We start from the raw sequence: 13,888 nt of genomic DNA, 5'->3' as shown, positions 1-13,888 counted from the left end.
GGTGATCATGCTGACCCTGACCGAGCCGCCCAAAGGAGTCCAGCCGATGCCCATCGTCAACCGCATTGCCGGCTATGCCGACGAGATGAAGGAATGGCGCCGCCATATCCATCAGCACCCGGAACTGGGCCTCAACTGCCACAAGACCGCGGCTTTCGTGGTCGAGCGTCTCAAGGAATTCGGCGTGGACGAGATCCACGAGGGGATAGCCAACAGCGGCGTCGTGGCGATCATCGAGGGCAAGGCTCCGGGCCGCACCATCGGGCTGCGCGCCGACATGGACGCCCTGCCGATGGAGGATCTGTCGGGCACCGACTGGTCCTCGACCGTTCCGGGGCTGGCGCATACCTGCGGCCATGACGGCCACACCACCATGCTGCTGGGCGCGGCCAAGTACCTGGCCGAGACGCGCAATTTCGCCGGCCGCGTGGCGCTGATTTTCCAGCCGGCCGAAGAGAACGACGGCGGCGGCCGGATCATGGTCGAAGAGGGGATCATGGACCGGTTCGACGTGGCCGAGGTCTACGGCGTGCACAACACGCCGCAGGACCCCGAGGGGCATATCCTCGTGAACCCCGGCGCCATGATGGCCGCCGTGGACGAGTTCAAGATCACGGTGAAAGGCCGGGGCGGTCACGCCGCCATGCCCTACCAGGCCAAGGACCCGGTGATGACCGCCGTGGCCATCGTGCAGGGGCTGCAGACCATCGTCAGCCGCAACGTGGATGCGCTGGACCAGCTGGTGGTCAGCGTCACCTCGATCCATTGCGGGACGGCCTTCAACATCGTGCCCGAGACGGCGGTGATCGGCGGTACGGTGCGCAGTTTCGCGCCCGAGGTGCGGGACCTGGCCGAGCGGCGCATGCGTCAGATCGTGAAAAGCACGGCCGAAGCCTATGACATGACGGCCGAGGTGAGCTATGAGCGCGGCTACCCGCCGACCATCAACCACCCCGAACAGGCAGCCTTTGCCGCCGAGGTGGCGCGCGGTGTGGTCGGCCCCGACAAGGTCGACGACAACCGCCGCCCGGTCATGGCCGGAGAGGATTTTTCCTACATGCTCGAGGCGCGGCCCGGTGCCTACCTGAATGTCGGCCAGGGCGACACGCCAGGCTGCCACCACCCGGCCTATGATTTCAACGACGAGATCGCGCCGGTGGGCGCGTCCTTCTTTGCGCGGCTGATCGAGACCGCGCTGCCGGCGGAGTGATCCATGTCGCTTGAAGACGCGAAAAATACGGCGGACGAAGCGTTTACGCGGCAAAGCTTGCGTGGCCCGAGCTACGAGAACACCTTTGCCGGCGCCACGTCCTTCCTGCGGCGGCGCTATACCAAGGACCTTGCGGGCGTCGATATCGCCGTGACCGGCATCCCCTTCGACCAATCGGTGACGAACCGGCCCGGCACGCGGCTCGGGCCCCGAGAGATCCGCGCGGCGAGCGCGCTGCAAAGCCCCGATGCGCCCTATGGCTGGGGCTACGATCCGATGTCGGAATTCGACATCGTGGATTACGGCGACATGCCCTTTGACTACGCCCATACGCCCGATGTCCCGGCGCGGATCGAGCGCCACGTGGGCGGCATTCTCGAGGCCGGTGCGGCCTCGGTCTGCCTTGGGGGCGATCATTCGATTACGCTCCCGATCCTGCGCGCTTACGCGGCGAAGTTCGGCAAGCTCTCGGTGGTGCAATTCGACGCCCATGGCGACACCTGGGCCGATGACGACCGCAGCCGCATCGACCACGGCACCTTCATGTACAAGGCCGTCAAGGAAGGCTTGGTGGACCCGGCCCGCAGCGTCCAGGTCGGCATCCGCACCGACAACCCCGAACCGCTGGATTTCCACATCATCGACGCGCCGGAATGCCATGCCATCGGCCCGCAGGCCGTGGCGCGCAGAATCCGTGATATCACGGAGGGTTACGGCGTATACCTCACCTTTGACATCGATTGTCTCGATCCCGCCTTCGCCCCCGGCACCGGCACGCCGGTCTGGGGCGGGCTGAGCAGCTGGCAGGCCGCCGCGATCCTGCGCGGCATGGCCGGGACAGAGGTTCTGGGCGGCGACGTGGTCGAGGTCTCTCCGCCTTTCGACAGCGCCAACATCACCAGCGTCGCCGGGGCGCATGTGGCAGTCGAGATCATCAGCCTTTGGGGCTGGACACGGCGGCAGGCGGGCTAGGTTCTGCTTTGCAGCAAGGAAAGGCGGTTGGCATGTGGGGTTTCTTTGGCGTTCTCGTTCTCATCATGGTGGCGAGTTTCGCGCTCTGGGTGCGGATCGCGCCCAGCGACCCGGAGCGCTGGCACATCCCGCTGACCTTCGACGGCAATCGCGACCTCGAGGGCGGCGCCATGCGCATCCTGCGTGGCCAGGCGGACCGGCTGGCCGAACTGGACGCCATCGCGCAGGCGACCGAGCGCACAGAGGCGCTCGCCGGCACGGTCGAGGAGGGGCGGATCACCTACGTGACCCGCTCACAGCTTTGGGGGTTTCCCGATTACACCACGGTCGACACGAGCGGCGGCGACCTGCGCCTTTTCGCGCGCCTGCGCTTCGGAAAAGGCGACATGGGCGTGAACAAGGCGCGCCTTGACGGATGGATCGCGGCCCTCAAGGCTTGAAGAGGCGCAGCCCTCGTTTAGCTCGCGCCACATCGGCACGTTCAGCGACATCTGGCATTGCGCGGTGAAGATGCGCCCGCCGACGCTGAGGCAGATGACCTCTCCCAATTCGATCCGGGCGCCCTGGCTGTCGGTGCAGTAGCAGTCGATCACCTTGCCGCCCATGGTGCCATCGGCAAGGGCGGGACTGGTGGCAAGAACTGCGAGACAGGCGAGACGGGTCAGCATGGCGCAATCCTAGCACGACCTTTTCGCCCTGCGAAGCACCTGCCGCATCGCCGGGCGGGGTCTTGCGCATCCGCCGGTGCCAGGTTGCGGGAAAGCCGGTTTTCACGGCGCGCGGGGCGGCGTAGGGTTCGCCCGACATGTGAATTCGCGGGCGAAGGAGGCGAGCAATGGCAAAGGTGGCATTCCTGGGACTGGGCGTGATGGGCTACCCGATGGCGGGGCACCTGGCGGCCAAGGGGCACGAGGTGACGGTCTACAACCGCACCGCGGCCAAGGCGGAGAAATGGGCCGCAGAGCATGGCGGCGCGGCAGCGGCGACCCCGCGCGAGGCGGCGCAAGGGGCCGAAATCGTGTTTTCCTGCGTCGGCAACGATGACGATCTGCGGGCAGTCTGCCTTGGGGAGGATGGCGCCTTTGCCGGGATGGACGCGGGCGCGGCCTTTGTCGATCACACCACCGTCTCTGCATTGGTCACGCGCGAGCTTTACGGTGCCGCCAAGGAGGCCGGGATCGGCTTTGTCGACGCGCCGATCTCGGGCGGGCAGGCGGGGGCCGAGAACGGCGTGCTGTCGGTCATGTGCGGCGGGGACGAAGGCGTCTTCGACAGGGTCGCGCCGGTGATCGACGCCTATGCCCGCATCTGCCGGCGGTTGGGCGAAAGCGGCGCCGGGCAGATCACCAAGATGTGCAACCAGATCGCCATTGCGGGGCTGGTGCAGGGGCTCAGCGAGGCGCTGCATTTCGCCGAGAAATCGGGCATGGACGGGCGCAAGGTGGTCGAGGTGATCAGCCAGGGCGCGGCCGGGTCGTGGCAGATGTCGAACCGCTACGAGACCATGCTGGACGATCATTTCGAGCATGGCTTTGCCGTGGACTGGATGCGCAAGGACCTTGGCATCTGCCTCGAGGAAGCCAACGAGAACGGCGCCAGCCTGCCGGTGACGGCCCTCGTGGACCAGTTTTACAAGGAGGTGCAGAAGCTGGGCGGTGGGCGCTGGGATACCTCGAGCCTGATCAAGCGGTTGCGGGCCTTCGACGGCTGAGGGCGGCGCGTGAGCGCGCCACGCCCAAAACCGGTCGGGGCGGGCCCCGACCGGTGCCTCCGGCGGGAGTATTTGCGGAATAATGAAAGGGCAGGCGGGCGCCCTGTCCTGTGCGGCGCGAAATGGGACGCATTGAATATTGGCCATTGTATTTGGCCGCGCCTCTCCCTTATGTTGAAAGACAGGTTTGGCGACGCGACACGTCCGCGAAACCTGTGAGAGATTCGCTGTCATCTGCTGGTGCAGGCGCTGAACGCCCCCGTCGGATGACAGACCGATTTGGAGCCTTTCGGGGCTCCACCCGAATGCCCGGACCGCCACGTGCGACGGGCCGCTAATGGGTCGACCGGCGGAACCACCGCCCGGGACGGCCGGAGAAGAAACGCGATGAGGCGCGCGGAACACGTTGTCGGCAGGTACAGGGGCCTCAAAGCCCCCCGCCGCATTGCGCCCTCGATCGCCATTGACAGACATCGCCGCCACCTTCCCGCAGGTCCTTCGGGGCCCGGGGATGGCGCGCGCGATGCATTAGGACATCATGGCAAAGAAGATGCTCATCGACGCCACCCACGCGGAAGAAACCCGCGTCGTGGTGGTGGACGGCAACAAGGTCGAGGAATTCGACTTTGAATCGGACAACAAGCGGCAGCTCGCCGGCAACATCTACCTCGCAAAGGTAACGCGGGTCGAACCCAGCCTTCAGGCCGCCTTTGTCGATTACGGCGGCAACCGGCACGGGTTCCTCGCCTTTTCCGAGATCCACCCGGATTACTACCAGATCCCCGTCGCGGATCGCGAAGCGCTCATGGAAGAAGAGCGCGCCTATGCCGAGGCCATGAAGGCCCGGGACGAGGCCGAGGAAAAGAAACCGTCGCGGTCGCGGCGGCGTTCGTCCTCGCGCTCGAAGGCGGCCAGGACCGACGTGAAGGACGCGGTGGAAACGAAGGTCCCCGCCGGGATGGAGACCATCGAGCTCGAGGGCGATGACGCCGTCGAGGGGTTGGACGACGCCGAGGGCCTGTCGCCGATGGAGACGGTCGCGGCCGTTCCGGTCGAGGAAGGCGTGGAAAGCGCGGAGGCCCCGGTCGCAGCCGAGGCCGACGAGGACATGGCTGACGAGGCCCCCGCCCGGGCGGCCGAGTTCAGCACGGATGACGAGGAGGATGGCGACGACGAGGACGACGCCGCCTCTGAGATCGAATCCGTCGCCGAGGAAGACGACGAGGAGGACATCCGTCCGCCGCGCAAGCCGCGTCCGCGCAAGTACAAGATCCAGGAAGTCATCAAGGTCCGGCAGATCCTGCTGGTGCAGGTCGTCAAGGAAGAGCGGGGCAACAAGGGCGCCGCGCTGACCACCTACCTGAGCCTGGCCGGCCGCTACTGCGTGCTGATGCCCAACACCGCCCGTGGCGGTGGCATCAGCCGCAAGATCACCAATGCCGCCGATCGCAAGAAACTGAAAGAGATCGCCGCCGAGATCGACGTGCCGACCGGCGCGGGCCTGATCGTGCGCACCGCCGGGGCCAAGCGGACCAAGACCGAGATCAAGCGCGACTACGAGTACCTGCAGCGGCTCTGGGAACAGATCCGCGAGCTGACGCTCAAGTCGATCGCACCGGCCAAGATCTACGAGGAAGGCGACCTCATCAAGCGCTCGATCCGCGATCTCTACAGCCGCGAGATCGACGAGGTGCTGGTGGAAGGCGAGCGGGGCTACCGCAACGCCAAGGACTTCATGAAGATGATCATGCCGTCCCACGCCAAGAACGTGAAGAACTACCAGGAAGCGATGCCGCTGTTTGCGCGCTACCAGGTGGAATCCTACCTGTCGGGCATGTTCAACCCGACCGTGCAGCTGAAATCCGGCGGCTACATCGTGATCGGCGTGACCGAGGCGCTGGTCGCCATCGACGTGAACTCCGGACGGGCCACCAAGGAAGGCTCGATCGAGGAGACCGCGCTCAAGACCAACCTGGAGGCGGCCGAGGAGGTCGCGCGCCAGCTGCGTCTGCGCGACCTTGCGGGCCTCATCGTCATCGACTTCATCGACATGGACGAGCGCAAGAACAACGCCGCCGTCGAGAAGAAGCTGAAGGACAAGCTCAAGACCGACCGCGCCCGCATCCAGGTGGGCCGGATTTCGGGCTTTGGCCTGCTCGAGATGTCGCGCCAGCGCCTGCGCCCCGGCATGATCGAGGCGACGACCCAGCCGTGCCCGGCCTGCCACGGCACCGGCCTGATCCGGTCGGACGACAACATGGCGTTGAACATCCTGCGCCAGATCGAGGAGGAAGGCACCCGCCGCCGGTCGCGCGAAGTGCTGGTCAAGTGCCCGGTCGGCATTGCCAACTACCTGATGAACCAGAAGCGCGAGCATGTCGCCCAGATCGAGCTGCGCTACGGCATGTCCGTGCGGATCGAGGGTGAGCCGCACCTGGTGTCGCCCGACTTCACCATGGAGAAGTTCAAGACCGCGACCCGGTCCGTGCCCGAGGCGACGGCGCCCGTGGTGTCGGTAAACGCGCTCGTGGCCGAGGATTTCGACGAGCCGGAGATCGAAGAGGACGAGATCGAGGAGGCCGAAGAGGCCGAAACGACGTCGGCCCCCGAGACCCCGGAGGGCGACGAGGAACAGAAGCCCAAGAAGCGGCGCCGTCGGCGTCGGCGGCGGAAATCGTCGTCGGGCAATGGCGATGCAGAGACCGGCGATCAGGGCGACGAGTCGTCCGATGACGATGGCTCGGACGAGGCCGAAGACAGCGCGGCCGAAGCCGAGGCTGACGCCGAAGCCGCCGCCGGCGGGGCAGATGCCGAAGTCGAGGCCGAGGCCGAGGAAAAGCCCAAGAAGTCGTCGCGCTCCCGGTCGCGGTCGCGCTCCCGGTCGAAGAAATCCACCGAGGGCGAAGGCGAGGCCCAGCCCGAGGCGGAGGCCGAGGCAACGGGTGCGACCAAGGCTGAACCCGAGGCCGCCGAAGCAGAGCCGAAGCCCAAGGCGCCGCGCAAGCGGACGGTGTCTCGCAAGAAGAAGACCGAGGATGCCCCGGTCGCGGAGGCTGGCCCCGAGGCGGCGTCTGCCGATCAGAACGCACCCGAGGTAAAGGCGCCCGTGGCCGCCGAGGACGCGGCCGAGCAGCCGGCCGATCTGGTCGCCGAAGCAGGCGACAGCGCCGGCAGCGCCGCGCCGCTCTCCGAGGAAGCCGGCGCAACCACGCCGGTCGCCGAGGCCGAGCCGGAGGTGCCCGAGACCGACGTGACGGCCGCCGAGGCCGCGCCGGTGGCAGAGGCGGAAACAACGCCCGAGCCGCAGGACGAGACGGTCGCGGCCGCCGAAGAGGCAGCCGAGCCGGTGGCCGAAGAGACTGCGCCGACCGAAGAGGCACCCGCCGAGCCGGCCGTCGAGGAGACCGCCGAGGCTCCGGCCGAGCCGCAGCCCGAGCCGGTTGGCGCGGGGGGCGAGGCCGAAGAGGACGACGACAAGCCCAAGCGCCGTGGCTGGTGGTCCATCGGGCGCTGAGCGCCTTGATGACAGGATGAGGGAAAGGCCCGGCCGGATGTGCCGGGCCTTTTTCGTTGCGCCGGGGGCTTGTCCGCCCTAATGGGCGGCCGCGCGAAAGGGGGGGCGGCGAGGTCAGTCCTCGCCGTCACCGAGCACGGCAGCACGTCAGAGCGCGAAGAGATCGGAGTCACGCAGGTCGACAACGCGGCTGTGCAGGTGGGCGACTACGGCCCGGGTGTGGCTTGAGCGTTCCTGTAGGCTTGCTGAAAGGCAGCTTGGGCTTCGGTCTTACGCCCGAGTTGCCACAACGCGATGCCGCGCTCGAGATGCAGGATCGAGTTCCGCGCCCGTTCCCGTGCGCTGACAAGGGGCATCCAGGCCCCGGCCGTGAGGGAGATCGTGCAGACGCGCAGTTTCCTCTGGCCGTTATTGCGGTCTTTTTGGCAGGCACTGGCCATCAGGCTGGCGGTCATGCCGCTCAGCCAAACAGACAAGAAAAGAACGGACCAGGTCCGGATCAGCCGGCGTTTCAGGACGTTGCCCAAGGCGACGCTCAGCGCTTCTTCTTCCCGCCCTTGCCGCCTTTGCCGGCCATCAGTACGGCGGCCTGGGCCGCGGCGCGGATTTCGTCCGCGATTTCCTCGGCCTCTTCGGGGGTGAAATCCATCGGGATCTCGAACGACCCGGCGTCGATGAAGAGACGCACCATGCCCTGGTCGGTCGGGCCGATCTGCAGGTTGGCCTCGATGTCGCGTTCGTCGTTGATACCCATGGGGCGCCCTCGTCATCCGGTGCTGGCATCCGCGATAGCGCGATTGGCCGGCGAAAGGCAAGAGGGCCCTAGCCGGGGATCAGCACCACCTTGCCCTGCACCTTGCGGTCCTGCATCAGGCTCAGCGCCTCGGCCGCCCGGTCGAGCGGGAAGCGGTCGAGGATGCGGGGCCGCACCTGGCCCGCCGCGTAAAGGCGCATGAGGTCCGCCATGTTGGCCGCATGGCCCGCCGGATCGCGCCGCACCGCGTCGCCCCAGAAGACGCCGAGGATCTGGCAGCCCTTGAGCAGGGTCAGGTTCAGCGGAATGCTGGGAATACCGGCCGGAAAGCCCACGACCAGAAAGCGCCCCTTCCAGGCCAGCGCCCGGATCGCCGGTTCGGCGTAATCGCCGCCCACCGCGTCGTAGACCACGTCGACTCCGGTGCCGCCCGTCAACGCCTTGATCCGGTCCGACAGGGCGCGTTGCGCGGCGCGGTCCATCTCGCGCGGGTAGGTGACGGTCTCGTCCGCCCCGACCTCGCGGCAGAAGGCGGCCTTTTCCTCGGACGATACCGCCGCGATGACCCGCGCGCCCATGGCCTTTCCCAGCTCGATCGCCGCGACGCCCACGCCGCCGGCCGCCCCGAGGATCAGCAGCGACTCGCCCGGCTGCAGGGCCGCCCGGTCCTTGAGCGCGTGGTACGAGGTGCCGTAGGTGAAGACAAAGCACGCGGCCTCGTCATAGGGCATGGCGTCGGGGATCTTCACGATCCGGGCGAAATCGGCCAGCACATGGGTGGCAAAGCCGCCAAAGCCGGTGATGGCCAGCACCCGGTCGCCGACGGCCAAGCCGGTGACGCCTTCGCCCAGGGCCTCGACCTGGCCCGAGACCTCGCCGCCGGGGGCAAAGGGGCGGGGCGGCTTCATCTGGTAGAGGTCGCGGATGATCAGCGTGTCGGGAAAATTCAGCCCCGCCGCATGGACCCGCAGGCGCACCTGGCCGGGGCCGGGCTCGGGCGTCGGCAGCTCGGTCAATTCCAGGGTCTCGGGCCCGCCGGGGGCTTTGCTCAGCATGGCTTTCATCGTCCACTCCTCCGTCCTTGGCGCCACTAGGACGCGCCGGGCGGCGCCTGTCAACCATGCGCGGAACCATGTTCCGGCGGGCGGAAATTGCCGGCTGCTGCGCGCCGTGGCGGCTGCCCGCACCGCTTTGTCACAAACGCTCTTGCAAACCCTTCCGGGGCTGTGCTAGTGGCCTCCCACGCTTGACGGGGCAGCGATCCTGCGGGTCTGAACCTGCGAATTTCGCCACGCACCGCCAAGTCAGAGTGCCGCCTTAGCTCAGTTGGTTAGAGCGCTGGATTGTGGATCCAGAGGTCCCCTGTTCAAGCCAGGGAGGCGGTACCATAAAATCAAAACACTCAGTGGAAGATGTCGTGTGAGCGTGCCTGTCGCTGCTGCGAAGGGTGAAATGCGGCGATCAAAGCCCCGGTGGTTGGATGCATTTCATCTCACGGACCAAGGTGGCGCAGCGCCATGGTTGCAAGCTGTTTGTCCAACGCGTGAAGACGCTCAGGCACTCGCGACCCGATCGTCAACATGACCGACGTGCTGAAGGACCGATGATGTCCCGGTACGCGTGAGGCGTCCCACATCGCATCGAACCTGAACAGGGCAGACCTACGAGCGTGGGCTCCCAGGAGCGTGGGCCCGAGACGGCTTTGCTTGGTCGGATTGATCGCCGGCCCGGATCATCTGCCGAGCCTGGGCCGACGCAATCAGACGAAGGCCTGGCCATTCATTCGGGGGCGAACTGCGGTTCCGCAGTTCCGGATGCCTGCACGCGCGCATCCGAGGTACCAGATCCAACGGATTGGGCCAGGATCCCCGAGCCCGGCCAGGTGTTTCCGCGCCAAGCGATATGCTGATCCGGCCGGATGAGGGTCATGTCAGTTCCGTATCGTGCAGAAAGCGCCTCGGTCTGCATGTCCAGGATCTTGAGTGGTATGCCCAGTCGCAAGGCATCTTGCGCTGCGGCCCTGCGGCCGCTTTCGTGACCGCCTCTGGTCACCAGAAGCGTAAAGCCGTCGCCGAAATGATCATACAGTGAGCTGCCGTCAGACAACCAGTGGTGCGGCGCGATGCAGCCGGGTATGGCGCGCGGGGCGTAGTCCACGGTCGGCACCCATTCTTCCTGGGATCCGTCGTCGATGACGATATCCGATCCCCTGTAGCAATAGCCCAGCACGACGCCTCGGGCGTAGAATTCGGCCCGTTTGGCGCGTTCGATCAAGCCGCACAGGTCGGCCCGGGTCCGGGCGCCTTCGGAAGACGCTGCTTCGATGTTGGGACGGATCAGATCGTTGGCAAGAGTGCCATGGTTCGATTCGGCCGCGTCCAGGACGATCTCGTGGGCTTGCCGGCGCTCTGTCGCGTAGCTGTCCAGCAGCGCCGGGCCGGCCCAGCCCCCCAGCGTGGCGGCGAGTTTCCACCCGAGGTCGACCGCGTCGCTCACCCCGAGGTTCATGCCGAAACCTCCGAACGGCGGATGAAGATGGCAGGCGTCTCCGATCAGGAAAGCCCGTCCATTCCGGTATCGGTCCGCGAGAAACCGGCTTGCGACCCATTCGTCGGAACTCAGCACTTCGTAATCAACATCCAAACCCGTGGACAGGCGAATGAGCTGTTCGGCATCGGCCGCAGACAGCGTGACGTCCGTGCCGACGTTGGTCGGCATGAAGAACCAAAGGTCGTCCTGATCCATGGGTCCGATGAGACTGGGCACCTCTGCGTTGATCTGCCAATACATGATGCCGGGCCCGTGGGGATGCGCCTGTGCAAGCCCGCGCGACCGGAAGATCACGTTGTAATTGCGCGACAAACCGTAGGTTCCGACCATTCTTGCCCCGATGGCATCGCGCACCGAACTGCGTGCGCCATCGGCGCCCACCAGGTAGGATGCCGACATGGTCTCGACCGCGCCGGTGGTCGTGTCCTTGAGGTGGATCTGGACCGCATCGCTATCCTGATCGAGCCCGAGAAACTCGCATCCGTTGCGAATGGAGACCGTGTCGAGGCTGCGGGCATGGGTCAGCAGCACCTCTTCGAGCTTGTATTGTGGTATCCATTGACCGTGTTCCGAATAGTCTTCGTTGCGGTCCGGCCGACAATCCAGCGCGTGTTCGAATTTCTTGAGCAGATAGCCGCCCATGCGGGTCACGAACAGGATGTGACAGGGATAGTCGACCCCGAAAGGCGAGGCCTCGGCAAGTTTGTCTGCAATGCCCCAGCGGCGCATGTGTTCGCGGGTCCGGCTGTGCGTCGTCTTTGCGCGCGGCGCCCATCCGCGCCGGTCGTCGCGTTCGACGATCAGACACCGGACGCCGCGCATTCCCAGTTCGATGGCAAGGGAAAGTCCGGCTGGACCGGCTCCGACGATGACGACTTCAGGGGTCATTTCGGGACGCAGCATTTGGGGACACTTTCGTATGCTTGAGGAGTCATGGAGGCCCCGATGTGCCGGGGCCTCGGCACCGGGTCAGCCGGGAAGGCGGATGTCGCCGGGAACGTCGGGCAGGTATTCGCCCTTGCGGGACCGCACGAGGATCTCCTTGACGGGGACGCCTTCGGCCAGGGCCAGGGCCATCTTGGGCGGGTCTACTTCCACGCCGATGGGTTCGCGGGCGAACTCTTCGGAGGTCCGCATGAACTCGGTGGACTTGGCCCAGTCCCCGAAATTGTCGCTTTGAAGCTCCACGCTGTTCCCGTCGGGATCGACGTAATAGAATGACATGGTCAGCCCGTGATCGAGGCAGATATGCGGAACGATGCCCCCATCCGCGAGACGCGAATAATTCGCCATCAGGTCTTCGAAGGACGGGAATTCGAACGCGGTGTGGTGCAGGCCCGCGTGTTCTAGCTTGCCGGGGTCATCGCTGATCTTGGGGGTCTGCAGGAACGCGAGGCGGTGGTTGGCGGCGTCGTTCGTGGTCCAGGACCCGCCTTCGAACTTGAAGTTCGGTGTGCAGCCGATCACGGCTTCGTACCATGCCAGCATTTCATCCAGACGCGTCGTCTTGAACGTGACGTGATGCAGGACGGGCTTTACCCCGATTTCAGGGACGTCTTTCATGTTTCTCCTCCTTGGACGTTTGGGCCGCGGCGCAACGTGCCGCCGGTCACGGACACTATGGCCGTGCCGCGCAACGGGTTTCAGATGGCAACTTGGGGGGTGTGATGCTGACCCGGCATCACTGGGATCAGGGCAAAAAAGACCGCCTGGCGCAGGGCACCGGCGGTCTTGTCGATCTGTCCAGATCTGTCCGGACGGGTCAGAGGTCTGTCAGCGTCCCCTCGCGGGCCTCGGCCGCGAAGCCGAGCGTTTCCGAGAGTGTCGGATGTGGGTGCACGGACAGCGCGAGATCGGCGGCATCGGCCCCCATTTCGATCGCGAGGACGCCCTCGGCGATCAACTCGCCCGCATGTGCGCCGGTGATCCCGACGCCAAGAACCCGGCCGGACGCGCGGTCAGTGATCAGGCGCGTCACGCCGGTCGCGTCGCCCATGGACATCGCACGACCCGACGCGGCCCACGGAAAGGACGAGATGTCGATCTCGATGCCCTGCGCCTTGGCTTCGGTCTCTGTCAACCCGGCCCAGGCCACTTCCGGGGCGGTGTAGGCGACCGACGGGATCGTGACCGGGTCGAAATGGCTGCGCAGGCCGCATATGGCCTCGGCGGCGGTCTTGCCCTGATGGGCCGCCTTGTGCGCCAGCATGGGCCCATCCGCGATGTCGCCAATCGCGTAGATGTGCGGGACCTGTGTTTGCATCCGGCTGTTCACTGGCAGAAAGCCCTGGCGGTCCGGGGACAGGCCCGCCTGCGCGATCGCAAGCGCCGACAAATCGGGCCTTCGGCCCACCGCGACAAGAAGGGCATCGCAGCGGATGTCCGTCTCTCCCTCGGGGCCGGACAGGAACAGCTGCAGGTCGTCCTTGTGGGCCTGGGCCGCCTTGAGCGTGGTTCCCAGGCGCATGTCGTAGCGCCGGCCGATGCGGTCCGCCAGCGGTTTGACAAGTGCCGCGTCCGCGCTCGGGATGATCTGGGTTGCCATCTCGACGATCGTGATCCGACTGCCCAGGGCCTGGTAGACCTGCGCCATTTCCAGCCCGATGACCCCGCCGCCCAGGATGACCAGGTGGTCAGGAACCCTGGCGATCGCGAGCGCGCCGGTGCTGTCGATGATCCGTGGATCCTTCGGAAGAAAGGGCAACGTGACCGGGACCGATCCGGTCGCGATGATTGCGTCGTCAAATGTCACGCGGTGCACGCCGTCCGGACCCGAGACCGTGACCTCGCGGTCTGACATGAATGCGGCCTCGCCCTGCAGGACATCGACTTTTCGGCGCCGCGCGAGGCCCGCAAGGCCTTGGGTCAGCCGGGTGATGACGCCGTCTTTCCAGTCGCGCAACGCGTCGAGGTCGACGCTTGGCTTGCCAAAGGACACTCCGAAGGCGGACGCGTCGGATGCGTCCGCGACGGATTGCGCGGCGTGAAGCAGGGCCTTGGACGGGATGCATCCGACATTCAGGCAGACGCCGCCAAGGGTCGCCCGGCGGTCGACGAGGGTCACGGATTTGCCAAGGTCCGCTGCGCGGAACGCGGCGGCGTAGCCACCGGGGCCTGCGCCGATCACAAGCAGCGCGGTGTGTTTCGCCGAAGGGGTGGTCGTTGCGGTCATGGCCA

The 13,888-nt window shown here is 66.3% G+C and carries 11 protein-coding genes and 1 tRNA gene; 6 read left to right on the top strand and 6 right to left on the bottom strand.

Features of this window, described 5'->3' with window-relative positions; all coding sequences use genetic code 11:
- The first annotated feature begins 46 nt into the window (after positions 1-46).
- From MF270_RS03930 to MF270_RS03905, 5 genes are all read left to right on the top strand, one after another.
- Complete coding sequence (locus MF270_RS03930) at positions 47-1,210, top strand: M20 aminoacylase family protein (RefSeq protein ID WP_238364826.1); 1,164 nt, start codon at positions 47-49, stop codon at positions 1,208-1,210.
- 3 nt (positions 1,211-1,213) lie between these two features.
- Positions 1,214-2,182 (top strand): agmatinase, encoded by a 969-nt coding sequence (gene speB, locus MF270_RS03925; RefSeq protein ID WP_238364549.1) that lies wholly within the window; start codon positions 1,214-1,216, stop codon positions 2,180-2,182.
- 32 nt (positions 2,183-2,214) lie between these two features.
- Entirely contained in the window at positions 2,215-2,622 is a 408-nt protein-coding gene (locus tag MF270_RS28340; protein WP_418887858.1) for a DUF1499 domain-containing protein, read from the top strand.
- Between the two features lie 395 nt (positions 2,623-3,017).
- Positions 3,018-3,893, top strand: coding sequence for an NAD(P)-dependent oxidoreductase (locus MF270_RS03910; RefSeq protein ID WP_238364548.1), 876 nt, complete (start codon positions 3,018-3,020; stop codon positions 3,891-3,893).
- Positions 3,894-4,431: 538 nt separating this feature from the next.
- Entirely contained in the window at positions 4,432-7,407 is a 2,976-nt protein-coding gene (locus tag MF270_RS03905; protein WP_238364547.1) for an Rne/Rng family ribonuclease, read from the top strand.
- Positions 7,408-7,613: 206 nt separating this feature from the next.
- Here MF270_RS03905 and MF270_RS03900 read toward each other — a convergent pair whose 3' ends face one another.
- From MF270_RS03900 to MF270_RS03890, 3 genes are all read right to left on the bottom strand, one after another.
- A complete protein-coding gene (locus MF270_RS03900; protein ID WP_238364546.1) occupies positions 7,614-7,862 on the bottom strand; it encodes a hypothetical protein in 249 nt (82 codons plus the stop codon).
- Between the two features lie 80 nt (positions 7,863-7,942).
- Entirely contained in the window at positions 7,943-8,161 is a 219-nt protein-coding gene (locus tag MF270_RS03895) for a DUF6324 family protein (RefSeq protein WP_238364545.1), read from the bottom strand.
- A gap of 68 nt (positions 8,162-8,229) precedes the next feature.
- Positions 8,230-9,225, bottom strand: a complete 996-nt coding sequence (locus MF270_RS03890; protein WP_238364544.1) for an NADPH:quinone oxidoreductase family protein — start codon at positions 9,223-9,225, stop codon at positions 8,230-8,232.
- A gap of 247 nt (positions 9,226-9,472) precedes the next feature.
- On the opposite strand from MF270_RS03890, the gene MF270_RS03885 reads away from it, so the two are divergent.
- Positions 9,473-9,549 (top strand) — tRNA-His (locus MF270_RS03885).
- A gap of 391 nt (positions 9,550-9,940) precedes the next feature.
- On the opposite strand, the gene MF270_RS03880 is transcribed toward MF270_RS03885, so the two are convergent.
- The 3 genes from MF270_RS03880 to lpdA all read right to left on the bottom strand — a co-directional run bounded on the left by MF270_RS03880 (position 9,941) and on the right by lpdA (position 13,883).
- Positions 9,941-11,614, bottom strand: a complete 1,674-nt coding sequence (locus MF270_RS03880; protein ID WP_238364543.1) for an FAD-dependent monooxygenase — start codon at positions 11,612-11,614, stop codon at positions 9,941-9,943.
- A 66-nt stretch (positions 11,615-11,680) separates the two neighbouring features.
- Positions 11,681-12,274 carry a VOC family protein gene (locus MF270_RS03875; protein ID WP_238364542.1) on the bottom strand — a complete coding sequence of 198 codons (594 nt, stop codon included), beginning with the start codon at positions 12,272-12,274 and terminating at the stop codon, positions 11,681-11,683.
- Positions 12,275-12,473: 199 nt separating this feature from the next.
- A complete protein-coding gene (gene lpdA, locus MF270_RS03870) occupies positions 12,474-13,883 on the bottom strand; it encodes a dihydrolipoyl dehydrogenase (RefSeq protein WP_238364541.1) in 1,410 nt (469 codons plus the stop codon).
- Positions 13,884-13,888: the final 5 nt, after the last annotated feature.

This window comes from Mesobacterium pallidum (assembly GCF_019966535.1).
In the GTDB taxonomy this organism is placed as follows: domain Bacteria; phylum Pseudomonadota; class Alphaproteobacteria; order Rhodobacterales; family Rhodobacteraceae; genus Mesobacterium; species Mesobacterium pallidum.
This window is presented reverse-complemented; position numbering and strand designations above follow the sequence as displayed.